Below are 26,266 nucleotides of genomic sequence, written 5' to 3'. Positions count from 1 at the left end.
CCCGGCACCTCACCCCGTAAACCGGCACCCCAGCCCAAGCCCAAGCCCATCAAAAACAAAACCCCGGCAACTCCCGAGAGTCATCCACAGGCCCCCACCGCCCATCAACCTTGGCATACTCCCACCGAGCCCCCCGAGCCACGATCTGCCGCAACGCCAGCACCAACCGGTCCACGTGCTCCTCGGTGCTCCCCAGTCCAAGACTCACCCGAACCGCCTGCTGCCCCTCACCGCCGGCCTCGCGAATCAACCGCCGGGCAGCCACATGAGCACAGAACGCCCCGTCCCGCACCCCGATCCCGTACTCAGCCGACAAGACCGCCGCAATCCACCCAGGCTCAAACCCGTCAACCACAAAACTCACCGTGCCGACCCGATCCACCGGCGCGTCGAAAAACCGCAACTCAGCACACCCAGGCAGCCCAGCCAATCCCTTGCGCAACCGCTCCAACAACGCAGCCTCATGCGCCCCGACGGCTTCCCACTGAGCCGCCAGCTGCTCGCAAGCCACCCCAAGCGCATACACCCCAACGGTATTGGGCGACCCAGCCTCGTGCCGCTCCTCCCCGCTGTTCCACACCACGGCTTCCTCGGTCACCAGCTTGGTAGCCCCGCCACCGGCAAGATAAGGCTCAGCCGCCCGCAACCAGTCGCTACGCCCGATCAACGCCCCCGCACCGAACGGCGCATACAACTTGTGCCCGGACAACGCGACGTAGTCGACATCCAACTCCCGCAACGAAATCCGCCGATGCGGCGCAAGCTGAGCAGCGTCCAGCGCCACCCGAGCCCCATGCTTCCGAGCCACCGCGGCAATCTCGGCAACCGGCAACAACTCGCCAGTCACATTGGACGCCCCAGCAACAACAACCAACCGAGGCCCCTGCGGACACTCAGCCAACGCTTCGTCCACAACGGACACCGCAGCAAGCCGAGTCCGCGGCAACTGCACCCGCCGAACATTCGGCCCCCGCCAAGGCAGCAGCGCCGCATGGTGCTCACTGTCGAACACAACCACAGAAGTCTTACGCGGCAAAGCTTTCGCCAGCAGATTGAACGCGTCAGTGGTGTTGCGAGTGAAGATCACCGAGTCCCCGCTACGAGCGTCCACGAACCGACGCAACACGCCCCGGGTCCGCTCGTACAACCGCGTCGAAACCTGCGAAGCAAACCCAGCCCCACGATGCACGCTGGCGTACCAGGGAAGAAACTCGTCCACCGCCGAACGCACCGCGTCCAGACAAGGCGCACTGGCCGCGTGATCAAGATTGGCGTAACCGATGTCGCCGCCAGTCACCAACGGCACCCGCAGCGACGCACCCGCCACAGCAGGAACAGCAGTTTCCGTGGACCGGTCGAGTGCGAGAGTCATGACGGCGCCTCCTCGGCGTTCCGGGGGACCCCCGGCGAGGGGCCCGCGCTTGCCCGTCGCACTGCGCGACCGGCCTGGTCCTCACCCGGGGCACCCCACCGCGGTAGGAGGGTTGCCGGCCAGCAAGCCGGGGCTTCGCGCTGGCACTCATGACCTGAAACCGACGATAGCGGAAAACCGGCACGGGAAACCAGCCCCGTCTCGTGATCTGAGACGGCAGTCACACGCGTGTCCACAAAGGACAGACGGGGTCAGGCTCCGGATTCCCCGTGCCAGCGGGCGAGACGGCCGGCCCGGTCGACCGCCCGGATGCGCCGTTCGGTCGCGTCGCGGTCGATGGCGGTCGTGACCACCAGAAGCTGGTCTTCGACCTGCAACCGGCTGGTTTTCTGCGGGGTGAAGGCGGTACCGCCGCGCACGACGAGACTGACCGTCGCCCCGGCGGGCAGCCGCAGCTCCGACAGGTACACGCCGTGCAGCTTCGACCCCTTCTGGATGCGCACCTGCAGCAGTTCCGCGCCGAGTTCGTCGAGCGGCGCGGAGTCGACTTCGATCTCCTGCGCCTGCGTCGACTTCGCCAGTCCGAGGATCCGCGCGAGCGGGCTCAGCGTCGCGCCCTGCAGGACGGTGAGCACGATGACGAGCACGAAAACCGCGTCCACGAGCCGTTGCGCGCCGGGCACGCCTTCCGACAGCGGGATCATCGCGAGCACGATCGGCACCGCACCGCGCAGGCCCGCCCAGGACAGGAAAGTCTGTTCTCGCCAGGGCAGTCGGAACGGCAGCAGCGACAGAACCACCGACAGCGGCCGGGCGAGCAGCAGCACCACCGCGCCCGCGACGAGGCCGGGGACGAGCGCTTCGAGCAGCCGGGTCGGCGACGCGAACAGGCCGAGCAGGACGAACAGCCCGATCTGCGCGAGCCAGCCGAGCCCTTCGGCGAACGACAGCGTGTCCGACCGGTGCGGCAGCTTGGAGTTCCCGAGCACCAAGCCGGCGACGTAGGTGGCGAGCAGGCCGGACGCGTGCGCCAGCTGTCCCGAGGAGTACGCGAGCACGCACACCGCCACCGTGGCGAGCGGGTACAGACCGGTCGCCGGAAGCGCGGCCCGGCGCAGCGCCTGCGCGCCCAGCCAGCCGAACGCGAGGCCGAGCGCGAGACCGGTGAGCAGTTCGTAGACCACCAGCAGCGGCAGCGACCAGTCGACCGCCTCGCCGGACGCGAGCACGACGACCGCGATGTAGGCGGGCGCGTCGTTGATGCCGGATTCCAGCTCCAGCGTGCCGACGAGCCGTTTGCCGACCCCGGCCGTGCGCAGCACGGAGAACACCGCCGCGGCGTCGGTCGACGCGAGGACCGCGCCCCACAGCAGGGCGAGCCGCCAGTCGAGGCCGAGCAGCCAGTGCAGGGCCGCGCCGGTGACCGCGATGCTGATCACCACGGCCGCTGTGGACAGCAGGATTCCGGGCCCCAGCGAGGGTTTCACCGCGGACCAGCGCGTGGTGAGCCCGCCTTCGGTGAGGATCAGGACGAGCGCGGCGAGCCCGAGGGACTGGGTGAGCGCCGGATTGTCGAAGCGGATGCCGAACCCGGCCTCGCCGAGCACGACGCCGATCCCGAGATACAGCAGCAGCGACGGGAATCCGAGCCGGATGGACACCCGCACCGCGATGACCGAGGCGACCAGGACCAGCGCGCCGACGCCCAGCACCATGGGAAGTTCGTCCACTCGCCCGCCTCCCTCCCGGTCGCCCGCAGGCGTCCAGAATAGTGAGGCAGTGTCCGGTTCCGGAGCGCGCACCACCGGTGCGGGGGACCGCCCAGGTGTGTTACGACGCCTCGGCGGCACTCACCGTCGCGAGATCGACACCGAGCGCGGCGAACGGACCCCTCGCGCCCGGCAAAACCCGGACCGCGCGCTGCTGGTCCCGCGTCAGCCAGCCCGCCTCGACCGCCCGCTCCAGCACCGCCGCCGGGACCGCTCCGGCGAGGTGCTCCCGCCGCTCTGTCCAATCCAGACAGTCGCGCAGCAACGGCCGCCGCGGCCGATCCGGCACGGCCACGCCGAGATCGGCCAGCACCTCGCGTCCGGTGTCGGTGAGCGCGAGCCCGTCCGACACGTCGATCAGGCCCCGCTCGACCATCCCGTCCCGCAAGGCGACCCCGAGCGTGCCCGCCAAATGGTCGTAACAACTGCGGGCGAAGGACAATCGCTGTACTCGCAACGAAGTCCGCAGTCCGGACGGCTGTTTCAGTTCGGCATGCTGCGCCAGATGCTCGATCAACTCCGCGACCCGCGGATTCGCGAGCCGCACGTAGGCGTGCCGCCCCTGCTTCACCCGGGCCACGAACCCGGCGTCGGCCAGCCGCGTCACGTGCTCGCTGGCCGTCGAGACCGCGATCCGCGCCGCGCCGGCCAGTTCGCCGACCGTCCAGGCGCGGCCGTCGAGCAGGGCGAGGCACATGGTCGCGCGGCTCGGGTCGGCGAGCACGGCGGCGACCTCGGCCAAGGCGACGGTTTCCATAGGGCGAGGGTAGGGCGGGGAAGGTTCGGCGGCGGCCGAAGAGTCGGTCGTGAGTGTTTATGCCGGTTCTAACCGGCACAAACACTCACGAGGTCCCTACAGCGCGTCGAGGAACTTCGCGCCCAGTGCGACGGCCGGTTTGGAGTCGTTGGCCCCTTCCAGGAACACCGCGAAGGCCAGGTCGCCGCGGTAGCCGACGAACCAGCCGTGCGCCTCCGCGCCGTCGCCGAACTGCGCGGTGCCGGTTTTGCCGAACACCGATCCGGAGTGCGCCAGCCCGGTCGCCGTGCCGCCGGTGACGACCTCGCGCATCATGCCGCGCAACGCCGACAGCACCGGGCCCGGCGGCGGGTTGTAGCCGGTGTTGACCTTGGTGCCGTCCGCCCACAGCCTCGGCACGACCGCGCGCCCGGACGCCGCGGTCGCCGCCAGCACGGCCGCTCCCATCGGACTGACCTGCACCTTTCCCTGACCGATGCCGTCCTCGACCTGCTCGTCCGCGTTCGCCGCCGGGTCGACGCGGCCCAGCTCGGTGGACAGGCCCTGGATCCCGAAGTCGGCGTTGAGGCCGAACTGGGTGGCCGCCTTCGCGAGCCCGTCGGCGGGCAGCTGCGACGCGAGCCGGGCGAACGTGGTGTTGCAGGACTTCGCGAACGCCTTGTGCACGGTGGTCGTGCCGAGGTCGAACCCCTCATTGGACAGCGTGCGGGTGCCGATCCGGTCGGTCAGCGGGCACGGCACCGAGGAATCCGGCGTGACCAGCCCGGCCTCCAGCGCCGCGGTCGCGGTGACGATCTTGAACGTCGAACCCGGCGCGTACTGGCCGCTGAACGCCGACGTCGCGTTGGTGACGCTGCCGTTCTGCGCCACCGCGAGCACGTCGCCCGAAGACGGCTGGATGGCGACGAGGACCGCCTTGCCGCGGTATCCGTCGACAGCTGCCTGAGCCGCGTTCTGGGTCGCGACACTGAGCCCGGTGGTGGCCGGTTTGCGGTCGCCTTCGGGGTTTCCGAGCAGCGTTTCCAGGTTCTTGCCCGACGCGTCGACGCGCTCGACCGCGAAGGCTTCGGACGCCTGCCCGTGCCCGGTGAGCGCCGAACGCAGCAGCGGGAACGCCTTGTCGTCAGCCAGTTTCAGCCCGCCGCTGCCGGAGACGACGAGCGGTTTGCCGTCGCGGTCGACCACGGCCGGAACATTCGAGGACGCGGCCACCAGCCGCTGCCCCGCTTCCAGCTTCGGATGCAGCACCGACGGCGCCCAGTGGACCAGCCACCTGCGCTGCACCCGGACGAGACCGAGGTTGCCGGAGTACGTCCAGGTGTGGCCGGGGCCGAGGTTCCAGGTGGCGGTGTACGCCGCCGTGGCGTTGTCGCCCTGCGCCGCGCCGACGTCGCCGAGCTTGGCGGTCACCTGGTCGGGCCGAAGCGCCGCCCAGGCGGCCAGAAGTGCGGAGGAGGCTGCCTCCGGAGCGTCGGTGGCCTTGCTGGCCGCGTCGGCGTCCTTCCCCGCGAAGGCGAGCAGGTAATCGCGGGCCGCCGACATCGGGTCGCTCGTCTCCGCGGACGTCGACCCCGGCTCCGAACCCGACTCCGACCCTGACGAGGCCGCCGTCGTTCCCCCGCCGCTGAGCAGCACGACCGCTGCCACCACGATCCCGACCACGACCAGCGCGCCGCCGATCAGCACGCCTCTCTTCCCGGCAGGACTCACCTGTCTCATCCCCCTCGCCCCACGCGGTCCGCCCGCGTCCCTGGCTCAGCTTGCCCATCGCTGAGCGGAAGCGGGCGTTACCTCGGGGAACGCGACAGTTTCGTGATCAATGCCGCGCTGTATAGGTCGTTATACACTCTGGTCGGCCTTCCGGCGGGCGCGTTGCCACCAGATCCCGGCCACGACCAGCACCGCGACCAGGATTCCCGAGCTGATCAGCTGGACCCGGGCGTCGGCGTCGCCGGTCATCAGCACCAGGATCGCCACCATCGCAGCGAGGGTGACCCACGTCAGGTACGGGAAGCCCCACATCCGCACGGTCAGGCTGTCCGGCGCAGTCCGTTCCAGTTGCCGCCGCACTCGCAACTGGGTGCAGGCGACCAGGATCCACACGATCAGCAGCACTGAGCCGACCGCGTTGAGCAGGTACTGGAAGACGGTGTCCGGCCAGAGCGCGTTGAGCGCTACGGCGACGAAGCCGAACAGCACGGAAGCCGTGACAGCGAAGACGGGCACGCCGTTTCGGTCCACTTTGGTCAGTGCGCGGGGAGCGTGACCGCGTTGCGCCAGCGAATACACCATGCGCGCCGCGCCGTACATGTTGGTGTTCAGCGTGGACAGCAAGGCGAACAGCACGACGACGTTCATGATCTGCCCGGTCGCCGGGATCCCGATCCGCTCGAGCACGGCGGCGAACGGGCTCTGTCCGATGTGGACGCTCGGCCACGGCAGGAGCGAGACGATGACGAGCATGGAACCGATGTAGAAGACCGAAATCCGCACGACCGCGTTGCGGACCGCCTTGCCGACGGCGTGCGCGGGATCGTCGGACTCCGCGGCCGCGATGGTCACCACTTCCAGGCCGCCGAAGGTGAAGACCACCGCGAGCAGTCCGGTGCCGACGCCCTGCCATCCGTGGGGCAGCAGCCCGCCGTGGCCGAGGAGATTGGCCGTTCCGACGAAGGACGTTCCGGGAAGCACGCCGAGGAACGCGAGCACGCCGAGGACCAGGAAGGCCACAACCGCCACGACCTTGATCAGCGCCAGCCAGAACTCAAGCTCGCCGAACCGTGACACCGCCGTGAAGTTGACCGCGGTCAGCACGGCCATGAAGATCAGGACCAGCGCCCACTGCGGAACGCCGGGCAGCCAGCTGTTGACGATGATGGCGGCCGCGGTGGCCTCGACGGCGAGCACGACGACCAGCGCCGCCCAGTACAGCCAGCCGATGGCGAACCCGGCCCACGACCCGAACGCGCGCTCGGCGTGCACGGAAAACGACCCGCTGGCCGGGATCGCGGCGGCCATCTCGGCCATCATGCGCATGACCAGCATCGCGAGCGTGCCCGCGAGCACGAAGGACAGCACGATGCCGGGCCCGGCGAGCTTGATCCCGACGCCGGAGCTGACGAACAGTCCCGATCCGATCACGCCGCCCATCGCGAGCATGGCGAGGTGCCGCTGGCGCAGGCCGGCGGCCAACCCCCGGGCGGCCGGTTCGGCGGCGGCTTCTGAAGTCATGGGAAATCCCTAGCAGACGCTTCCCCGGACGTCGCAGCTCGGTGGTCCGTCAGGCCGAAGCCCGGTTGGACCGGTAACGCGCCTTGGTTCGTTCCCGGTCCGTGAGGGGAACCCTGGGGGAATCAGAGTCCCTCAGGGTTCCCCTCACGGACCTGGGCATGCCCGACCGCGGCCAGCACCGCCGCGCCTCACGCCTTCGCGACCGCCACGCGGACCTTCACGCCCTCGCCCACCGTGCCGTCGGAGCCCTCGGCCGCCTCGCCGTAGGAAACCGACGTCGCGAGCGTTTCGGAGGCCACGAACTCCTCGTGCTTGCGCACCGCGTCCGCCACCTCGTCGGTGGCGTCCACGGTCAGCGAGATCCGGTCGCCGACGTCGAGACCGGCCTCGCGGCGCGCCTGCTGGACCACGCGGACCAGGTCGCGCGCCAGACCCTCGTTCGCCAGCTCCTCGGTGACCTCGGTGTCCAGCACGACCAGTCCGGCCCCGCCGGGCAGCTCGGCCGCCGCGCCGCCGCCGGCCGCGACCAGGCGCCGGTCGTACTCGCCTTCGACCAGCTCGACACCCGCCGCCACGACCGCGCCGGACGCGTTCGTCGTCCAGTCCCCTGCCTTGACCGCCTTGATCACCTGCTGCACGGCCTTGCCCAGCCGCGGCCCGGCCGCCCGCGCGTTCACCGCGACCTCGAACGTGCCGTGCGCGGCGACGTCGGTGGTCAGCTCCACCGACTTCACGTTCACCTCGTCCCGCAGGATCTCGGTGAACCCGCGCAGCGACTCGACGTCCTCGGCCGCGACGACGAGCTTCGCCAGCGGCAGCCGCACCCGCAGCTTGTTCGCCTTGCGCAGCGCCAGCGCCGACGACGCCACCTGCCGCACCTTGTCCATCGCGGTCACCAGCGCCGCGTCGGCGGGCAGGTCGAGCGCGTTCGGCCAGTCGGTCAGGTGCACCGAGCGGCCGCCGGTCAGCCCGCGCCACACCGTCTCGGTGGTGAGCGGCAGCAGCGGCGCGACGACCCGGCAGGTCACCTCCAGCACCGTGTGCAGCGTGTCGATCGCGTCCTGCTCGCCCGCCCAAAACCGGTCGCGCGAGCGGCGGACGTACCAGTTCGTGAGCACCTCCAGGAAGTCCCGCACGGTCTGGCACGCGCCGGCGATGTCGTAGCCGTCCATCGCGGACTCGACGTCGGTGACGAGTTCGTGCGTCTTCGCGAGCACGTACCGGTCGAGCAGGTGCGTGGAATCCGTGCGCCACTGTCCTTGCTTGCCTTCGGCATTCGCATACAGGGCAAGGAAGTAGTACGAGTTCCACAGCGGCAGCACGGCCTGGCGGACCGCGTCGCGGATCCCCCGGTCGGTGACGACGAGGTTGCCGCCGCGCAGGATCGGGCTCGCCATGAGGTACCACCGCATGGCGTCGGACCCGTCGCGGTCGAAGACCTCGTTGACGTCCGGGTAGTTCCGCAGCGACTTCGACATCTTCTGGCCGTCGGAGCCGAGCACGATGCCGTGCGACACGCAGGTGCGGAACGCCGGGCGGTCGAACAGCGCGGTCGCGAGCACGTGCAGCAGGTAGAACCAGCCGCGGGTCTGCCCGATGTACTCGACGATGAAGTCGCTCGGGTAGTGGTGCTCGAACCATTCGCGGTTCTCGAACGGGTAGTGCACCTGGGCATACGGCATCGAGCCCGAGTCGAACCACACGTCGAGCACGTCCGGCACGCGGCGCATGACGGACTTGCCGGTCGGGTCGTCCGGGTTCGGCCGGGTCAGCTCGTCGATGTAGGGCCGGTGCAGGTTGTCCAGCCGCACGCCGAAGTCGGCCTCCAGCTCGTCGAGCGAGCCGTAGACGTCGATGCGCGGGTAGGCCGGGTCGTCGCTTCGCCACACCGGGATCGGCGTGCCGAAGTAGCGGTTGCGGGAGATCGACCAGTCGATGGCGTTCTCCAGCCACTTGCCGAACTGGCCGTCCTTGACGTTCTCCGGGTACCAGGTGATCTGCTGGTTCAGCTCGACCATCCGGTCCTTGAACTGCGTCACCGCGACGAACCACGACGAAACCGGCTTGTAGATCAGCGGGTTCCGGCAGCGCCAGCAGTGCGGGTACGAGTGGTCGTAGGTCTCGTGCCGCAGCAGCACCGCGCCCTGCGCCGCCGCGCCGCCGGTGCCGTTCTTGAGGTCCTTCACGATGACCGGGTTCGCGTCGAACACCTGCTGCCCGGCGTAATCCGGCACGGTGGCGTCGAACTTGCCGTGCGCGTCGACCGGGGTCGGCGGGACGATCCCGGCCGCGTCGGTCGCCGTCTTGTCGTCGGCGCCGTACGGCGCGAGGTGCACGATCCCGGTGCCGTCCTCGGTGGTGACGAAGTCCGCCAGCAGCACGCGGTGCCCGTTCTCGAGCCCGGCGAAGTACGGGAACGGCGGCGCGTAGCGGGTTCCGGCCAGCTGCGCGCCGGTGTAGCGCGCGACGACTGTCGGCTCTTCGCCGAGTTCGCGGGCGTACGCGGCCAGCCGTGCCTCGCCGAGCAGGAACCGTTTGCCCGGCTGGGTTTCGGTCTCCACCACGACGTACTCGACCTCGGGGTGCACCGCGGTCGCGAGGTTGGCCGGCAGCGTCCACGGCGTCGTGGTCCAGATCAGCAGGTACGCGCCGTCGAGGTCGTTGTCGTTGCCCTTCAGGCGGAATCCGACCGTGACGGCCGGGTCCTGCCGGTTGCGGTAGACGTCGGCGTCCATGCCCAGCTCGTGGTTGGACAGCGGCGTCGCGTCGCGCCAGCAGTAGGGCAGGACGCGGTAGCCCTCGTAGACGAGTCCCTTGTCCCACAACCGTTTGAACGCCCAGAGCACCGATTCCATGTAGGTGACGTCGAGCGTCTTGTAGTCGTTGTCGAAGTCGACCCAGCGGGCCTGGCGGGTGACGTACTCGCGCCATTCGTCGGTGTAGCGCAGCACGGACTGCCGCGAAGCCTCGTTGAACTTCGCGATGCCCATCTCTTCGATCTCGGTCGTCTCGGTGATCCCGAGCTGCCGCATCGCCTCGAGTTCGGCGGGCAGGCCGTGGGTGTCCCAGCCGAACCGCCGCTCGACGTGCTTGCCCTTCATCGTCTGGTAGCGCGGGACGATGTCCTTCACGTACCCGGTGAGCAGGTGCCCGTAGTGCGGGAGGCCGTTGGCGAAGGGCGGGCCGTCGTAGAAGACGTACTCGTTGTCGCCGTTCGTGCCCTCGGGGCGGGCATCGATAGTCGCCTGGAAGGTCCGGTCGCTCTCCCAGTACGCGAGGACGCTCTCCTCCAGCGCGGGGAACGACGGCTGGGACGGGACCGTGGTCTCTCCGCCCGGCGAAGCCTGGGGGTACATCCGGGTGCTCCTTGCGTTCGTCGCTCGTACGGGCGACCGGCGGCCACCCACACGGGGACGAGACGCTGGCGCGTCACGCGGTACCACCCCGCTTGCCCGGCACGCTGCTCCCGGGCCACTCGTCGCGCGGCTGTCACGGGCCGCACCCGTCCGGTTCTACTGCGGGCTCGCGCCCGGTTCTTCCGGAGGCTCCCCGGTGATGGCCGGATCGACGCCTTGCTGACACCAGGTTAACCCGTCGCCGCAACCCGCTTTCCGCCTGCCCCGGCGGTGCGCGTCCGTCCCGGCGAAAAAGGCGTGCCCGTTGCCGGGGCCGGGAGGGAAAACCGGCCCCGGGCACAGGTTTCGCCGAGCCTGCGGGCACAGCCGCGACCTTCCGCTCGCGCGGTGACTGCGCCCCAGTCAAGCCCACACCGTCGTGCTTCTCCGATCCGGCCCGCCGCCGCAGCTCAGCTCGTCGGCGCGAGACGCTTGCCGTAGGCCCGGCGCACCGTCACCGCCGCGAGCACCGCGGCCCCGAGCCACAGCCCGGCCGAGACGAACCCGAGCAGGTGCAAACCGTGCACGAACGACGCGTGCGCCGCCGGTTCTCCCGCCACCGCACCGAAAACCGCCACGCCGAGCGCGCCGCCGGCCTGCCGCGCCGCGTTGTTGATCCCGCCCGCGATCCCCGCGCGCTCCTTCGGCGCGTCGGAGACCGCCGCGGTTACCACGGCCGCGGTGAGCAGTCCCATCCCGACGCCCAGCACCACCAGCGTCGGCAGCAGCGTGCCGTATCCGGTTCCGGTGCCGATCCGCAGCAGGTTCAGCGTCCCGAGCGCGCCGAGCACGAGCCCGGCCAGGATCAGCGGAAGCGGCCCGAACCGCGCGGTCAGCCGTCCGGTGACCGGGCCGAGCACCGCCAGCGGCAGGAACAGCGGCAGCAGCGCGACCCCGGCGGTGATCGCGTCCGCGTGAAGCACTTCCTGCAGGTACAACGTGAACACCAGCACCGAGCCGAGACCGACGAAGTTCATCGCCGCGGACACCAGGTTCGCGCCCGCGGTCTGCCGGGAGCGCAGCAGCGACAGCGGCAGCATCGGTTCGGCGGAGCGGTGTTCGATGACCACGAACGCCGCCGCTGCGGCCGCAGCGAGCAATCCGACCCACGGTGTCTTCGCGATCACCGCGTACACGCCGGCGCCGAGGGCCAGCGCCGCGGTCGCCGCGCCGGGCACGTCGACCCGGCCCGGTTTCCGGACGTCCGCCGGCACCAGCCGGCGGGTCGCGACGGCCGCCGCAGCGACGATCGGGACGTTCAGCCAGAACACCGGCCGCCATCCGGCCGCCTGCACGAGGAGCCCGCCCAGCACCGGCCCGGCGGGCAGGGCGAGCGCCGAAATGCCCGCCCAGATCCCCAGCGCCCGCGCGCGTTCCGCCCGGCCGGGAAACGTTCCGGTGACCACGGCCATGGTCCCGGGCAGCAGCAACGCCGCGCCGACGCCTTGCACCGCGCGGGCCGCCACCAGCCAGCCCGCCGACTGTGCCAGTCCGCACGCCGCGGACGCGGCCCCGAACACGGCCAGCCCGGTCAGCACCACGCCGCGGTGGCCGAGCACGTCGCCGAGCGCGCCGCCGGCCAGGAGCAAGGCAGCGAGCACGACCGAATACCCGACCACCACCCACTGCTGCTGCGGAACGTCCGCGTGCAGTTCGCTGCCGAGGGTGGGAAGGGCGACGTTGACGACGGTGACGTCGAGCTGCACCAGGAACATCCCGGCGCACATGGTGAACAGAATCGCGGTGCGCATGGGTCCAGGAGACACCGGGGACACTTCCGTCGCAGTGGAAGTGTGCCGGGGGCATGCTGGAGGCATGGAAGGAGACGCCGACATCGCGCGCACCGCCGCCCTGTTCGCCGATCCGGCGCGGGTCCGGGTGCTGATGGCCCTCGCGGACGGCCGATCGCTGGCCGCGTCCGTGCTGGCCGGTGAAGCGGGCCTGACCGCGCAGGGAGTCAGCGCGCACCTGTCGAAACTGCTGGCCGCACGCTTGGTTACCGCGGAAAAGTCCGGTCGGCACCGGTTTTACCGCATCGCCGGCGCCGCCCCGGAGCTGTTGGAGGCGCTGGCCCGGCACTCCCCCGCGCGGCCGGTGCGCTCGCTGCGGGAAGGCACGCGCGCGGAAGCCTTGCGCACCGCGAGATTGTGCTACGACCACGTCGCCGGACGGCTCGGCGTGACTGTCACGGCGGCGTTGCTCGACCGCGGCGCACTGGCCACTGTGGACGGTGACCCGACTACCCAGCGACGGCCCGGGGACCGGATTTCTTCGCAGCTGCAAGAACATCCGTACGTGCTGGGTCCCGCTGCCGACGAGGTGTTCGAGGCGTTAGGCGTGGATGTCGCGGCTGCCGTGGAAAGCCGTCGTCCGTTGCTGAGGTTCTGTCTGGATTGGACTGAGCAACGCCATCACCTGGCGGGAGCGCTGGGCGCGGCGGTCATGCGGCGGTTCATGGACGCCGGGTGGCTCCGCTCACGCGCGAAAGCACACCGCGCAGTGCAACTCACCGACACCGGCGCGAAGGTGCTCGAAGAAGTGCTGGGCGTCGTGAGTGTTGATCACGGTTAGAACCGGCATAAACACTCACGAGCCGTCAGCGATGTGCCGCGGCCAGCACGGCGTCCGGACCGCACCGCGCACACGGCGTGAACCCCAGCTGCCGCGCCTCGCCCACGCCGATCGGGATGGTGTCGCGGCCGGACAGCCAGCCGCAGTCCACCAGGTGGTAGCGCGGGTACTCGTCGACGACCACGACCTCGTCGTCGAGTTCCTTGACCACCTCGAGGTCTTCCGGCGCGGTTTCCTCCACGCCGGGCGGCGTGTCGCGCACTGCCTTCGCCTCGGATTTGGGTTCGCGCTTCGAAACAGGCTCGGCGTCCTTCTCGACCGGGGGCTCCGGCACGTCCGCCGGATCGCCCAGCTCGCCCGTCGCGGGAAGCAGCGCGGTCTGTTCGGCATCCTGTTCGGCCGGGGCCGCCTCGTCCTTCTCCGTCGCAGGCTTCTCGTCCTCAGAGTCCGCAGTGGCCTCGGGGTCCACAGAATCTTCGGTGTCCGCTTCGGTGTCGGTGTCCGCGCGCTTGCGCCGCCGCAGCCAGTCGACGAGCAGAAGGAGCCCGGCGAGCACGGAGAGCCCGATGGAAACCCAAGCCCACAGCGAGGTGCCCGTGATGAGCGCCGTGACGAGCAGCCCGAGAGCCGCCAGCACCAGAAGGAGGACGATGTAGAGCACGCTGAATTACAACACGGGCCGCCCGGTTTCCCGCTGCGACCCGCCCACGCGGCGTACCGCGCCGGTGCCCCACCGTGGCGGCGCCGGAGCCGGACACGCCGAAACCCCGCCGGGTCGGAAGGTCATCCGGCGGGGTGCGTACGGCGGTCGGTCAGCCGGCCTCGGCGCGCGGGCCGAACGAGTAGCCCTGACCGCTGGTTCCGGTCGAGGACTGGCTCGAACCGGAGGACGCCGACGCCGGGGCCGCGGAGCCTCGGTCGTCGAGTTCGCGCAGCTGGGACTCGAGGAATCCGCGCAGCCGGGTGCGGTATTCGCGCTCGATCGTGCGGAGTTCTTCGATCTTCTTGCCCAGAGCGCCCTTTTCGGCGTTCAGGTTGTTCATCGTCTCGGTGTACTTGCGCTGCGACTCGCGTTCCATGGTGGTCGCCTTGTCGCGCGCCTGGCGCTCCAGCGTCTCGGCGCGCGTGCGCGCGTCGTTCAGCATCGTCTCGGCGCGGGTGCGCGCCTCGTTCACCATCGAGTCGGACTTCGCCCGGGCATCGGACAGCAGCTGCTCGGACTTGGTCCGCGCCTCCGCCAGCATCCCGTCGGACTCGGTCTTCGCCTCGGCGGTGAGCCGGTCGGCCATTTCCTGCGCCAGTCCGAGCACCTTGGCGGCCTGGACGTTCGGCTCGCCGCTGTCGGGGACCATCGAGTGGGCCTGGGTCTGCTCCATCGCCGACGCGGGCGGCGGAACCGGCGCGAGCCGCCGCGACGGCTCGGGGTCGCGGCCCGGCGGCGGGCCGGCGACCTTCGCGTTCTCGAGCTCCGAGCGGGTCGACTCCAGCTCGGCGTCGAGCTGCTCCACCTGCTGCCGCAGCTCGTTGTTGTCCTCGATCAACCGGGCAAGCTCGGTCTCCACCAGGTCGAGGAACGCGTCCACCTCGTCCTCGTTGTAGCCCCTCTTGCCGATGGGCGGCTTGCTGAACGCGACGTTATGCACGTCAGCGGGGGTCAACGACATCAGATCACCTCACGCACTCCATGGCCTGCAGGACACACCCGGGTTTTCCCCGATCACCTGGGTGTCAGTTGCATCGCGAAGAACACAACCAACAGCAGCACCATAATCGACAAGTCCAGTCCTACGCCGCCGATCCGGACCATCGGAATGATCCTGCGGAACAACCGCACCGGCGGGTCGGTCACTGTGTAGATGGTCTCGAGCGTCACCGCAACCCCTCCGGCGGGACGCCATTCCCGTGCGAAAGTCCGCACGAGCTCGACCACGATCCGGGCCGTGAGCAGCAGCCAGAAGGCAAACAGCACGTACCAGATCGCAAGCCACACAGCATTCACGGCGACCACTCTAGCGGGGGACGGCCGAGTTGGGCGCGACCAGCCGCCCCGAGGGCGACATAGTCGACAAAATCACGTCTGGCTGCGCCCAGCGGTCCGGGCGTGTTCACCCGCGCAGGAACAATCCGCCCTCGGCGATCCGCCTGCGGTCCTCGGCGGTCACGTCCACATCGGGCGGTGAGAGAAGGAACACCTTGTTGGTGACCTTGTCCATCGAGCCCCGCACGGCGAACGCCAGCCCCGCCGCGAAGTCCACGATCCGCTTGGCGTCCGCGTTCTCCATCTCGGTGAGGTTGATGATCACCGGAATGCCCTCGCGGTAGTGCTCGCCGATCGCCCGCGCCTCGATGTAGCTCGTCGGGTGCAGGGTCGTGATCCGGCTGAGCGGGTCCCGCACCGGCGCGGCGACCGGTTCGGCGACCGGGCGCAGCCGGGCGACCGGCTCCGGCTGACGGTCCACCGCGAGCGCGCCGCGGGTCGCCGGCTCCGCCGCCATCGAGCGCGGCCGCACTCGCGCGGCGGGCTCGTCGTAGCTCTCTTCGACGTCGCGGTAGCGTGCCCGGGACCGGGCCGGCGGCTGGTCGTAACCGTCGTCGTACTCGTCGTAACCGTCGTCGTAGCCGTCTTCGTCCGCGGGCACCATCCCGAAGTAGGCCTTCAGCTTCTGCAGCGCGCTCATAGCCTCTCCCTAGCCCTTGCCGCTCCCGCACCCTTGTGCCCCGCCCGGCCGGACACGAAACGTGACCACCGGGCAGGCTCCCTACGGCGAGGCTAAACCGCGCCCGCCGAGCAACGCGGTTCCGACACGCACACACGTCGAGCCGTGCCGGATCGCCTGGTCCAGATCATGGCTCATTCCGGCGGACACGTCAGCGGCTTCCGGATGCCGGGCGCGAACTCTTTCCGCCGCGCGGGACAGCCGGGCAAAAGCAGTGCCCGGGTCCTCCCCTAACGGGGCCACGGCCATCACGCCTCGCAACCGCAGCTCCCCCGTGTGGGCGATGCGGTCGGCGAGGGCATCGACGTCTTCCAGCAGGGTTCCGCCGCGCGCGACGTCGCCGTCGAGGCTCACCTGGACCAATACGTCGAGCGGTCCGGTCCGCTCCCCGGCCTCCTGCGCGGCCGCGACCGCGCGGGCGAGCGCGTCGGCGAGCCGCACCGAGTCGACCGACTGGACCTCGGCCGCCCAGCGCACGACCGAACGCGCCTTGTTCCGCTGCAGCCGCCCGACCATGTGCCAGCGCGGCGCGACGTCCGGGCGCAGCTCGGCGACCTCGGCCGCCTTCGGACCGGCTTCCTGGTCGCGGTTCTCGGCGAGGTTCAGCAGCCCGAGGTCGGTCAGCAATGCGGCGTCGGCCGCCGGGAACGTCTTGGTGACGCCCAGCAGCCGCACCTCGTCGCGGGACCGCCCGGCCGCCGCGCAGGCGTTCGCGATGCGCTCCTCGACGGCGGCCAGCGAGTCCGCCAGCTCCGCCCGCCGCTTCTCGGTCACGCTTTCTCCTCTTCCAGCCAGGTGATGCCGGCGATCCGGCCGGTGGTGCCGTCGCGGCGGAAGCTGAACAGCGTCTTGTCCTCCGCCGTGCACCGCGGATCCGCGCCGACGCGCCCGACGCCGAGGTCGGCCAGTTGCTGCCAGAGTCCGGCGCGCAGATCCAGACCGGTGGTGCCCTTGCGCGTTTTGCAGGAGCTGCCGGGCAGATGCTTCTCGACGTCCGCCGCCATCGCGGCCGGGACCTCGTAGCAGTCGCCGCAGATCGCCGGGCCCAGCAACGCCTCGACCCGCGCCGGTTCGGCGCCGAGTCCGCGCATCGCCTCCAGCGCGGCGGGCACGACGCCGACGCGCGCGCCGACCCGGCCCGCGTGCACCGCGGCGACGACGCCTGCTTCCGGATCCGCCATGAGCACCGGGACGCAGTCCGCGACCAGCACCACGAGCGCGACGCCCGGACGGTCGGTCACCAGCGCGTCGGTGGCTTCGGCGGCCGAGGTCTCGGTGCCGTCCACGACGGTCGCGGTGCGGCCGTGCACCTGCTCCATCCAGGCCAGCCGGTCCTCGGCGAGGCCGAGTTCGGACGCCAGCCGCTTGCGGTTGGCGTAGACGTCGCCCGCGTCGTCGCCGACGTGGTCGCCGAGGTTGAAACTCTCGTACGGCGGCCGGGAAGCCCCGCCCGCCCTGGTCGTGACCACTCGTCGTACTCGCACCCCGCCATCCTGCCAAAAACGACGGCGGCTGCTGTCCCGGAGCCTCGTGCGCGGCAATCCCGGTTCTAACCGGCGCCAGCACTCACAAGGCCCGTCCAGTCGCCGCTGCGCCGCGCCCGCCTCCGGCAGCAGCGCGCTCGCCCTGCGCGAGTGTGCGTTGTGGCCGGGTTCTCGTGAGTGTCTATGCCGGTTAGAACCGGGATTGCCACTCACGAGGGCTTGCCCAGCTCCCACCCCGCCACAACTCGCCTGTCCCGCGCGAGTCCACGTCGCAGCCGGCCTCGTGCGTGGCAACGCCGGTTAGAACCGGCATTGCCACTCACGAGAGCCCGGGCACACAACAACGGCCGCCCCGAACGTGTCGGGACGGCCGCTGCCGAAGTTCCGTGCTTACCGCCGCATGAACGGAGGCACGTCCACGTCGTCGTCGGTCGGGTCGTCGTGGACCGTCGTCGGACGGCTCGGCAGACCGCCCGTCGCAGAACCCGAACCGATCGGCGAATACCCCCGCGTGCCGCCTCCGGGTTGCGGGAGGCCGCCCGGCGGGGTACCGGTTCCCGGCTGCGGCAGGCCGGACGAAGGCGTGCGCGGCGGAGCCACCGGGTAGCCGGAGCTGCCCGCCGGCGGCACCGGGGTCGCCCCGGTCTGCGGCGGCGGCTGCGGAGCCGAACCGCCGCCGACCTGGCCCGCCGCGGCGGACGCGGTGCCGTTGCCCTGTTTGCCGCCGAACGCGGGCGGGTCGAGCTTCTTGTGGGTGGGCGCGCCGGCGTCGAAACCGGCCGCGATCACCGTGACGCGGACCTCGTCGCCGAGGGAGTCGTCGATGATCGTCCCGAAGATGATGTTCGCGTCCGGGTGCGCCGATTCCTGCACGAGCGACGCGGCCTCGTTGATCTCGAACAGCCCGAGGTCCGATCCGCCCGCGATGGACAGCAGCGCGCCGTGCGCCCCGTCCATCGACGCTTCCAGCAGCGGCGAGTTGATCGCCTTCTCCGCGGCCTGTATCGCCCGTCCCTCGCCGCGCGCGGAGCCGATGCCCATCAGCGCGGAGCCCGCGCCGGACATGACGCTCTTGACGTCGGCGAAGTCCAGGTTGATCAGGCCCGGCGTGGTGATCAGGTCGGTGATGCCCTGGACACCGGAGAGCAGCACCTCGTCGGCGGAGCGGAACGCGTCCATCAGGGACACGCCGATGTCGCCGAGCTGCAGCAGCCGGTCGTTCGGGATCACGATCAGCGTGTCGCATTCGTTGCGCAGCTGCTGGATGCCGTCCTCGGCCTGCTTGCCGCGGCGTTTCCCCTCGAAAGTGAAGGGGCGGGTCACCACGCCGATCGTGAGCGCGCCGAGCTTGCGGGCGATCTGCGCGACGACCGGCGCGCCGCCGGTGCCGGTGCCGCCGCCTTCGCCCGCGGTCACGAACACCATGTCGGCGCCCTTGATGACCTCTTCTATTTCCTCGCGGTGGTCTTCGGCGGCGCGCTGCCCCACTTCGGGGGCGGCGCCGGCGCCGAGGCCGCGGGTGAGTTCACGGCCGATGTCGAGCTTGACGTCGGCGTCGGACATGAGCAGTGCCTGGGCGTCGGTGTTCACCGCGATGAACTCGACACCTTTGAGGCCGACCTCGATCATCCGGTTCACGGCGTTCACGCCGCCGCCGCCGATGCCGACGACCTTGATCACCGCAAGGTAGTTGTGCGGGGGCGTCATCGGGTCCGCCTTCCTGATCGTGATGTGCACATGCCGCCCGCCGGGGCCGGAAACCCTCAACCTCAACCCGAGAGTGAGAGTTATGTCAACCACCGGCGTCAAGGCAGGACGGTAGGCGCCGCGCAAGCTCTAATCCAGTAGCCACGCCGTGAGCGGCAAAGGTGTTTTGCCACAACGCGAAGCCGTGCGCAAGGCCGGAACCCGCCGCGAAGCCCGGCGCGCCGCCTGCTATGCGGGCACCGAAGCGACCAGAACGACGTCGTTCGACGGCTTCCCCGACGGCGATCCCCCGGCCTGCTCGACACTGACCGCGAACTGCTGCGCACCGGCCAAACCGTCCGCCACCACCAGCGAACCCGACGGTCCCCCCGGCAGCAATCCGGCCGGACGCGGCGCGAGGTCCGGGCCCATCAGCCAGGCCTCGTACACCTTCCCGGACTGGACCGGCGGCAGCCCGGACTGCATGAACATCACGCGGTCGAGCTTCCGCGAAACCACGACCGTGCCGCCGCCTCCGTGCGGCGACGCGACGTGTTCGGTCCGCGCGTCCGGTGCGGTGAGCAGTTCGGCCACCGGCAGGTAGCGGTCGCGTGCGGCGTCCAATTCGGACTGTGCGCTGTTGAGCTGGCTGTTGGTGTGCAGCGCGATGCCGCCGAACACGCCGGCCAGGGCGAGCCCGATGACGGCGGCCGCGGCGGCGATCAGCATCGGCCAGCGGCGCGGGCCGCGCGGGCGCGGTTCGGCGGACTCGGTTCGCGGCGGCAGCTGGCGGGTCGTGCGCATGTCCGCGAGAACCCGGTCCTTGAGGCCGGACGGCGGCTGCTCGTCCATCGCCGCGCCGAGCCGGGCGGCGGTCTCGCGCAGTTCCCGCACTTCTTGCGCGCACGAGTCGCACTGGTCGAGATGGCGGCGGAACTGGGCCCGCTCGACCTCCGACAGCGCGTCGAGCGCGTACGCGCCGGCCAACGTGTGCATCTCCGGACTGCTCACGCCGTCACCCCCAAGCAGTCGCGCAGCCGGATCAACCCGTCGCGCAATCTGGTCTTGACCGTCCCCTGCGGCGTGTCCAGCACGTCGGCGACCTCGCGATAGGTGTAGCCCTGGTAATACGCCAGGAGGACGGATTCCCGCTGCAATTCGGTCAGTGTCTTCAGGCAGCGCCGCACCTGCGAGCGTTCCAGCCGGGTCGCGACGGATTCGGCGACCTCGTCGAACGGCCGCCCGCGAGCGGCTTCGAAGGTCGCTTTCCGCTCGCGTTCGGTGCTCGCCCGCGCGGACCGCACCCGGTCGACCGCGCGGCGGTGCGCCAGCGTCATCGCCCAGTTCAGGACGCTGCCCTTCGCCGCCGAGTAGCGCGTGGCGGTCTTCCACAGCTCCACCAGCACCTCCTGCGCGACCTCCTCGGACTGCGCGGGATCCCGCACGATGCGGCGGACGAGCCCGTAGACGGGCCCGGCGAGCTGGTCGTAGAGCCGTTCGAAGGCGCGTTCGTCCCCCTTCGCGACCAGCGCCATCAGGTCCTCGGCGCTCGTCGAGGGCACCGCCGAGAGCCGGTCGGCCGGGCGTGCGCTCTCATCCATGGAGGGCTCCTGCCGTGTTCTGTCCGGTCCGGGCGGCGAGCGGGGCCTTCCGCCGCCACAGCGCGAACCCGTGGCGGCGGATCAACGCGGCGACGCGCTGCGGTTGCAGCGGCCGCCCCAGCAGGAAGCGCGCGAGCGTGCGGATCCCGACCGGACGGCGGACTCCTCGCAGCGTAGCCGTCAGGGCGGCGTCTCCGTCGTGGTGCAGGACGACGGTCAACGCCAGCAGCGCGTCCGGCCGAGGCAGGTGCATCCGGTACTCCCCCGCCGTCTCCTGGAACGGCGACACGTAGAACGCCTTGTCCGCCCTAAGGTCCCCGAGATCTTCGCCGGGCTGGAGCAGGTACGCGTGGCGGCCGCCGTAGGTGTTGTGCACCTCGGCGACCACGCAGGCGAGCGCGCCGTCCGGCGTGTGGCACCAGTAGACGGTGATCGGATTGAACACGTACCCGAGAACGCGCGCCGACGCGAGCATCGTCACCCGCCCGCCGCGCAAGTCCACTCCGCGGTGCGCGAGCCAAGCGTCCAGTTTGGACCGGATGTCGCCGGGTTCGTCCCGGCTGAAGTGGTCGCGGCCGTCGAAGCGCGCGAACGGCCGGAGCCACCGCGGCAGTTGCGGCAGGTGGTCGAGGTCGGTCAGCCACAGGTACATCCGGTGCGCGAAGGAGTACGGCGGATCGGCCCGCCGGACGTGCGCGACGGTGGCGTCGTAGAGAGCGGTCACCAGGACACCCCGAAACTGGCCGCGGCGCGGGCACCGGAGGAACAGCCGTCCTCGTGGAATCCCCAGCCTTGATAGGCACCGGCGTAGGCGATGACACCGTCGTTCAATTCCGTAAGACGTCTTTGCGCGGCAACGGATTCCGGCGTATAGATCGGATGCTCGTAGGACATTTTCGCGACCACTGCGACGGAATCGAGGCCGTCGCCCGGGTTGAGGGTGACGGCGTACGTCGTCGTTTCTTCGAGTCCCATCAAGCGATTCAGGTCGTAAGTGACTTGGACGGCGTGCAGATCGGCTCCGCAGTCCGGTGTCCGGTAATTCCAGGAAGCGCGAGCGGCGGGCACGGTCGGCAGCACAGCGGGGTCGGTGTGCAACCAGGCTTCGTTACGGGAGTAGCGGAAGGAACCGAGCAGTTCCTGTTCCGCCGCAGTGGGATTCGTCAACAGCCGCAACGCTTGATCGGCATGCGTCGCGACCACGACCCGGTCGACCCGGTGCGCGGTGTCGGCATCGTCGCGCACCTCGACGCCGCGTGCGGTCCGCTGCACGGCACGCACCGGAGTCGACAGATGCACCGCAGTCAACTGCTTGGCCGCCCGCTCGACGTATTCGCGTGAACCGCCGACGACCGTCCGCCAGGCCGGCGAATTCCGCACGGTGAGCATTCCGTGGTTGCGCAGGAATTCGAACAGATACCGCGCCGGATACTGCATGGTGTCCGTGCGGTCGGCGGACCACACCGTCGAAACGAGCGGCAGCACGAAATGGTCCACGAAGTACCGGGAATACCCGCCGATCGCCAGGAACGCACCGAGCGAAACGTCACCGGCGTCGGCTCGCGCCAGGAGCCGTTCGGCGTGCCGGTGGAACCGCTTCACCTCGGCCAGCATGAGCAGGTAACGCGCGGACGCGGCGTTGCTCCGTTGCGCGAACAGCCCGCGCAGGCCTTTCGCCCCGGCGTACTGCAGGCCGCAGCCGTCGCAGCGGATGCTCATCGACATCTCGGTCTCGCGGGTGCGGACGCCGAGTTCGCCGAACAGCCGCAGCAGCGTCGGATAGGTGCGCTCGTTGTGGACGAGGAACCCGGAATCGACGGCGACCGTCCCGCCGTGCGCGCTCGGCACGTCGTGGGTGTGGGCGTGTCCGCCGAGCCGGTCGTCGGACTCGAACAGCAGAACCTCGTGGCGGCGCTGCAGCAGGTACGCGGCGGTGAGGCCCGCGACCCCGCTGCCGATGACAGCGATGCGTTGTCCTGTGGTGTGGTGCACGGAGAGGATTCGGCGCCGTCGCCCGGTTGGATTGGTACCCATCCGCGCGGCTGTCGGCTCCGAAGCCCTGGCATGCCGAAATCCGCAGCTCACCGACTGGCCGACTTCGCCGAACGCATCCTCGGCGGTCCGCTTCCGGTGGCCGTCCGCACCTGGGACGGCCACCAAGCCGGGCCGGCCGGACCGACCGTCGTCCTGAAAAACCGCCGCGCGCTGCGCCGGCTGCTGTACTCCCCCGGCGAGCTGGGCCTGGCGCGCGCTTACGTGTCGGGCGATCTGGACGTCGAAGGCGATCTCACCGAAGGCTTCCGGCGAGCCTGGGCGTACCGGCCGCAGCTGTCCGCCCGCGACTTCGGCGAGGCAGTCCGCTTGGCCGCGCGGCTCGGCGTATTCGGCTTGCCGCCGAAGCCGCCCGCCGAGGAGGCCCGGCTGCGCGGAAAGCTGCACACCCTCGGCCGGGACCGTTCGGCGATCTCGCACCACTACGACCTGTCGAACGCCTTCTACCAGCTGCTGATGGACGATTCCATGGCGTACTCCTCGGGTTACTGGTCCGAATCCGCCGGCTCTGCTGATCTCGCTCGCGCCCAGCACGACAAGCTCGAACTGATCTGCCGGAAACTCGGCCTGCGGCCAGGCATGCGGCTCCTCGACGTCGGCTGCGGCTGGGGTTCGCTGCTCGTGCACGCGGCGAAACACCACGGCGTCGAGGCCGTCGGCGTCACGATCTCCGCCGAGCAGGTGCAACACGTCAAAACCCGCCTGGCGCACCACGATCTGGACGACCGCGTCGAGGTGCGCAGGCAGGACTACCGGGAACTCGCCGGAGAGTCCTTCGACGCCGTAGCCTCCGTCGAGATGGGCGAACACGTCGGCGAAGACAACTACCCGACCTACACCGCCACGTTGTACCGAATGCTCAAACCCACCGGACGACTGCTGCTGCAACAAATGTCGCGCGGAGCGGTCGCACCCGGCGGCGGCGCGTTCATCGAGCGCTACATCGCCCCCGACATGACCATGCGCCCGCTGAGCCGCACCCTCGGCCACCTGGAAACCGCAGGCTTCGAAATCCGCGACATGCACGCGTTACGCGAGCACTACGTCCCGACCGTGCGAGCCTGGGCAGACACCCTGGAACAACGCTGGGACGACGCCGTCGCGCTGATCGGCGAGGCAGGCGCCCGAGCCTGGCGACTGTACCTGGCCGGTGGCGCACTCGCCTTCGAGGAGAACCGCATGGGCGTGGACCAGATCCTGGCCGTGCGTCCCGATGAGAACGGCCGCAACGGGATGCCGTGGACGAGGGAGTGGGCATGATCGCGCTGCTCGGCCTCACCGGCGGAGTCACCCTGGCCGCAGTGACCCTGACCTTCGGCATCGCCCGCCTGCGCCACCGCTACGACACCATCGACACCTTCTGGGGCTTGGGTTTCGCCCTCGTAGCCGTCGTCTCGTTCCCCTTCGGCTCGGGCCTGCTCGCGCTGCGCCTGACCACCGCCGCACTCACCGTCATCTGGGGCGTCCGGCTGGCCGTCCACCTGCACCTGCGCAACCGCGGCAAGCCGGAAGACCCGCGCTACCAGCAGATCCTCGAACGCGCCGGTCCAAACCCCGGCGTCCGGATCTTCGTGCAGACCTACCTGATGCAAGCCGTGGTCCTGTGGTTCGTCTCGCTGCCCGTGCAATTCGCCATGTCCGGCACGGGTTTCGGCGTCACCGCCTGGCTGGGCGTCGCGGTCTGGCTGCTGGGCTTCGCCTTCGAAACCATCGGCGACGAACAACTCCGCCGCTTCCGCGCAAACCCAGAGAACCGAGGTCAGGTCCTCGACACCGGCCTCTGGCACTACACCCGCCACCCGAACTACTTCGGTGACGCCTGCGTCTGGTGGGGCCTCTACCTGCTGGCCTGCTCAACGTGGCCCGGCGCCGCAATGATTCTGTCCCCGATCGCCATGACCTTCACGCTCGCCCGCGGCACCGGCAAACCGATGCTGGAGAAAGGCATGCGGCAAACCCGCCCCGGCTACGCCGACTACATCGCCCGCACCAGCGGTTTCCTCCCGCTGCCCCCGAAAAAGCTCACTCCCCGATGAGTTTCCGGGACACAGCTCGACATTGTCCCGATAAACACCGCGAACTCCTCGATCGGCAGGTCGAAGGCAACGATGAACGCAGCGCCCCGCTCCGGCCGCCCGGCGAGGACGACGTCGTAAATGGTGTTCTCCGCCAACGCGAGAGGCCACGAAACCCCGGCGGCAGTCAGCAACGCCACGGTTCGCGCGCAGCAGCGCGATCGAGGCTCACTCCCCGGTGAGACCGTCGGTCAGCTCGCGCAGAAGGTCCAAGTGCCCGAGATGGCGCGCGGTCTCCTCGATCATGTGCGCGACGACCCAACGCACCGTGAGCGGCTTGTCCCCCTTGAACAGCACCGTGTCCTCGAACCCCCGAGCCGCGACCACCGTCCGGCACTTCTCGATCTCAGCCTCGTAGTCGGCGATCAACTGCGTCATCGGCAGCTCCAACGCGACCCGGAACTCAGCGTCCCGGTCGATCTCGAGCCGATCCGCCCACTCGTCCGGCTGCCCGTCCAGTACGACGCGGAACCACCAGTTCTCGACGAGAGTGAGGTGGCACAACAACCCGGCGATAGTGGTCAACTCGCTGGGCAAGTGCTGCCGGCGAGCCTGCTCGTCGGTGAGCCCGGAGCATTTCCACACCACGCTGGCCCGCAGGAAGTCGAGGAACCCGGTCAGCTGAGTGCGCTCGTCGCCCGCCATCGGCGGGTCGGGACGTTCAGGAGCTTTGGTCACCCCCTGAAGTCTGCCCCACGAGGCCACTCGTTTTCGTGAATTACCTTGCGCACAATGTAATTGTGCACTACCTTCATAGGGTACGCATCCCCCGACAGCTTCAAGGAGACAGCGATGCCCAGCCGCGACGCAACCACCCACTGGACCGGCGGACTGCAGAAAGGCAAGGGCGAGGTCACCTTCGACTCGTCGAACCTGGGCACCTACGAGGTGTCGTTCCCGACCCGGGCAGGCGACCCGGACGGACAGACCAGCCCCGAGGAACTCATCGCCGCCGCGCACTCGAGCTGCCTGGCGATGAACCTCTCCGGCGTGCTGGAGTCCCAGAAACTGGAAGCCGACTACATCGACGTCTCCGCCGAAGTCACACTGGGCCCAGCCGACGGCGGCGGCTTCGAAATCAGCGGAATCGCCGTCACCCTGCGCGCGAAACTGGACGGCGTCACCGCGGAACAATTCGCCGAACTGGCAAAAACAGCGGAACAAACCTGCCCGGTTTCCAAGGCTCTCTCCGGCACCACCATCACCCTGGACGCCGCACTAGCCTGACCTCCGGCCCCAGTTGCATGAGGGACCCCTTCACGGACCCAGAATCCCCGGAGGATTCCCCTCACGCCCCGCACCCGTTCAGAGTCCGTGAGGGGAACCCTCACGGACTCTGATTCCCTCAGGGTTCCCCTCACGGACTTCGGCAGTCCGTGAGGGGCCCCTTCACGGACCTCCCCGCCACCCGCACCAGCGCACCCACCCAACCAGACACCAAAACCGCGCGCCCACCCGCTCAACCGCACCAGCTCACCAAAACTGCGCACCCACCCGCGAACCGCACCAGCCCACCCAACGATCGAGGCACCCACACCACCCCCGCCCCCCGATAC

23 protein-coding genes and 1 riboswitch are annotated in these 26,266 nt (G+C 69.9%); of the genes, 4 read left to right on the top strand and 19 right to left on the bottom strand.

Features of this window, described 5'->3' with window-relative positions:
• Positions 1 to 49 precede the first annotated feature (49 nt).
• The 7 genes from D0D37_RS37950 to D0D37_RS37920 all read right to left on the bottom strand — a co-directional run bounded on the left by D0D37_RS37950 (position 50) and on the right by D0D37_RS37920 (position 12,275).
• Entirely contained in the window at positions 50 to 1,372 is a 1,323-nt protein-coding gene (locus tag D0D37_RS37950; protein WP_116205410.1) for an aminotransferase class V-fold PLP-dependent enzyme, read from the bottom strand.
• A 40-nt stretch (positions 1,373 to 1,412) separates the two neighbouring features.
• A riboswitch (SAM riboswitch) is annotated at positions 1,413 to 1,527 on the bottom strand.
• Between the two features lie 96 nt (positions 1,528 to 1,623).
• A complete protein-coding gene (locus D0D37_RS37945; RefSeq protein WP_116205409.1) occupies positions 1,624 to 3,102 on the bottom strand; it encodes a potassium/proton antiporter in 1,479 nt (492 codons plus the stop codon).
• Between the two features lie 100 nt (positions 3,103 to 3,202).
• A complete protein-coding gene (locus D0D37_RS37940) occupies positions 3,203 to 3,898 on the bottom strand; it encodes an ArsR/SmtB family transcription factor (protein WP_116205408.1) in 696 nt (231 codons plus the stop codon).
• A gap of 96 nt (positions 3,899 to 3,994) precedes the next feature.
• A complete protein-coding gene (locus D0D37_RS37935) occupies positions 3,995 to 5,617 on the bottom strand; it encodes a penicillin-binding transpeptidase domain-containing protein (protein WP_244223812.1) in 1,623 nt (540 codons plus the stop codon).
• Positions 5,618 to 5,737: 120 nt separating this feature from the next.
• Positions 5,738 to 7,129, bottom strand: a complete 1,392-nt coding sequence (locus D0D37_RS37930) for an amino acid permease (RefSeq protein WP_116205406.1) — start codon at positions 7,127 to 7,129, stop codon at positions 5,738 to 5,740.
• Positions 7,130 to 7,317: 188 nt separating this feature from the next.
• Positions 7,318 to 10,485 (bottom strand): isoleucine--tRNA ligase, encoded by a 3,168-nt coding sequence (gene ileS / locus D0D37_RS37925; RefSeq protein ID WP_116205405.1) that lies wholly within the window; start codon positions 10,483 to 10,485, stop codon positions 7,318 to 7,320.
• Positions 10,486 to 10,934: 449 nt separating this feature from the next.
• Entirely contained in the window at positions 10,935 to 12,275 is a 1,341-nt protein-coding gene (locus D0D37_RS37920) for an MFS transporter (RefSeq protein WP_116205404.1), read from the bottom strand.
• A gap of 64 nt (positions 12,276 to 12,339) precedes the next feature.
• On the opposite strand from D0D37_RS37920, the gene D0D37_RS37915 reads away from it, so the two are divergent.
• The gene (locus D0D37_RS37915) at positions 12,340 to 13,095 is read left to right on the top strand and encodes an ArsR/SmtB family transcription factor (RefSeq protein ID WP_116205403.1); all 756 of its coding nucleotides are present in this window, start codon (positions 12,340 to 12,342) and stop codon (positions 13,093 to 13,095) included.
• Positions 13,096 to 13,120: 25 nt separating this feature from the next.
• Here the strand turns inward: D0D37_RS37915 and D0D37_RS37910 are convergent, their stop codons facing one another.
• The 11 genes from D0D37_RS37910 to D0D37_RS37860 all read right to left on the bottom strand — a co-directional run bounded on the left by D0D37_RS37910 (position 13,121) and on the right by D0D37_RS37860 (position 22,617).
• Positions 13,121 to 13,756, bottom strand: a complete 636-nt coding sequence (locus D0D37_RS37910; protein ID WP_116205402.1) for a ribonuclease E domain-containing protein — start codon at positions 13,754 to 13,756, stop codon at positions 13,121 to 13,123.
• A 151-nt stretch (positions 13,757 to 13,907) separates the two neighbouring features.
• Positions 13,908 to 14,759, bottom strand: a complete 852-nt coding sequence (wag31, locus tag D0D37_RS37905) for a DivIVA-like cell division protein Wag31 (RefSeq protein ID WP_116205401.1) — start codon at positions 14,757 to 14,759, stop codon at positions 13,908 to 13,910.
• A gap of 53 nt (positions 14,760 to 14,812) precedes the next feature.
• On the bottom strand, positions 14,813 to 15,085 hold the full coding sequence (locus D0D37_RS37900; protein WP_037367937.1) for a YggT family protein: 273 nt from the start codon (positions 15,083 to 15,085) through the stop codon (positions 14,813 to 14,815).
• A gap of 115 nt (positions 15,086 to 15,200) precedes the next feature.
• On the bottom strand, positions 15,201 to 15,773 hold the full coding sequence (locus D0D37_RS37895) for a cell division protein SepF (protein WP_116205400.1): 573 nt from the start codon (positions 15,771 to 15,773) through the stop codon (positions 15,201 to 15,203).
• 81 nt (positions 15,774 to 15,854) lie between these two features.
• Positions 15,855 to 16,586, bottom strand: a complete 732-nt coding sequence (locus tag D0D37_RS37890) for a YggS family pyridoxal phosphate-dependent enzyme (RefSeq protein WP_116205399.1) — start codon at positions 16,584 to 16,586, stop codon at positions 15,855 to 15,857.
• A complete protein-coding gene (pgeF, locus tag D0D37_RS37885; RefSeq protein ID WP_116205398.1) occupies positions 16,583 to 17,296 on the bottom strand; it encodes a peptidoglycan editing factor PgeF in 714 nt (237 codons plus the stop codon). The genes D0D37_RS37890 and pgeF overlap by 4 nt, the downstream gene beginning before the upstream one ends.
• Positions 17,297 to 17,686: 390 nt before the next feature.
• Entirely contained in the window at positions 17,687 to 19,003 is a 1,317-nt protein-coding gene (gene ftsZ / locus D0D37_RS37880; RefSeq protein ID WP_116205397.1) for a cell division protein FtsZ, read from the bottom strand.
• Positions 19,004 to 19,231: 228 nt separating this feature from the next.
• Positions 19,232 to 19,993, bottom strand: coding sequence for an anti-sigma factor (locus D0D37_RS37875; protein ID WP_116205396.1), 762 nt, complete (start codon positions 19,991 to 19,993; stop codon positions 19,232 to 19,234).
• Positions 19,990 to 20,583 (bottom strand): ECF RNA polymerase sigma factor SigK, encoded by a 594-nt coding sequence (sigK, locus tag D0D37_RS37870; protein WP_037714679.1) that lies wholly within the window; start codon positions 20,581 to 20,583, stop codon positions 19,990 to 19,992. Before sigK ends, D0D37_RS37875 begins: the two co-directional genes overlap by 4 nt.
• The gene (locus D0D37_RS37865; RefSeq protein ID WP_162834675.1) at positions 20,576 to 21,310 is read right to left on the bottom strand and encodes a DUF1365 domain-containing protein; all 735 of its coding nucleotides are present in this window, start codon (positions 21,308 to 21,310) and stop codon (positions 20,576 to 20,578) included. The genes sigK and D0D37_RS37865 overlap by 8 nt, the downstream gene beginning before the upstream one ends.
• A complete protein-coding gene (locus D0D37_RS37860; protein WP_116205394.1) occupies positions 21,304 to 22,617 on the bottom strand; it encodes an NAD(P)/FAD-dependent oxidoreductase in 1,314 nt (437 codons plus the stop codon). The genes D0D37_RS37865 and D0D37_RS37860 overlap by 7 nt, the downstream gene beginning before the upstream one ends.
• 30 nt (positions 22,618 to 22,647) lie before the next feature.
• On the opposite strand from D0D37_RS37860, the gene D0D37_RS37855 reads away from it, so the two are divergent.
• Both D0D37_RS37855 and D0D37_RS37850 read left to right on the top strand, forming a co-directional pair.
• Positions 22,648 to 23,895: an SAM-dependent methyltransferase gene (locus tag D0D37_RS37855; protein WP_116205393.1), complete on the top strand. Its 1,248-nt coding sequence runs from the start codon at positions 22,648 to 22,650 to the stop codon at positions 23,893 to 23,895.
• On the top strand, positions 23,892 to 24,671 hold the full coding sequence (locus tag D0D37_RS37850) for a DUF1295 domain-containing protein (protein ID WP_208720356.1): 780 nt from the start codon (positions 23,892 to 23,894) through the stop codon (positions 24,669 to 24,671). The genes D0D37_RS37855 and D0D37_RS37850 overlap by 4 nt, the downstream gene beginning before the upstream one ends.
• 207 nt (positions 24,672 to 24,878) lie before the next feature.
• On the opposite strand, the gene D0D37_RS37840 is transcribed toward D0D37_RS37850, so the two are convergent.
• Positions 24,879 to 25,388, bottom strand: a complete 510-nt coding sequence (locus tag D0D37_RS37840) for a DinB family protein (RefSeq protein WP_116205390.1) — start codon at positions 25,386 to 25,388, stop codon at positions 24,879 to 24,881.
• Between the two features lie 114 nt (positions 25,389 to 25,502).
• Here D0D37_RS37840 and D0D37_RS37835 point away from each other — a divergent pair, with 114 nt between their 5' ends.
• The gene (locus tag D0D37_RS37835) at positions 25,503 to 25,937 is read left to right on the top strand and encodes an OsmC family peroxiredoxin (RefSeq protein ID WP_116205389.1); all 435 of its coding nucleotides are present in this window, start codon (positions 25,503 to 25,505) and stop codon (positions 25,935 to 25,937) included.
• Positions 25,938 to 26,266 lie beyond the last annotated feature (329 nt).

The organism is Amycolatopsis circi, from assembly GCF_003385235.1.
Taxonomy (GTDB): Bacteria; Actinomycetota; Actinomycetes; order Mycobacteriales; family Pseudonocardiaceae; genus Amycolatopsis; species Amycolatopsis circi.
Note: the sequence above shows the minus strand (reverse complement) of the source record. Positions and strands in the feature narration are given on the sequence as shown.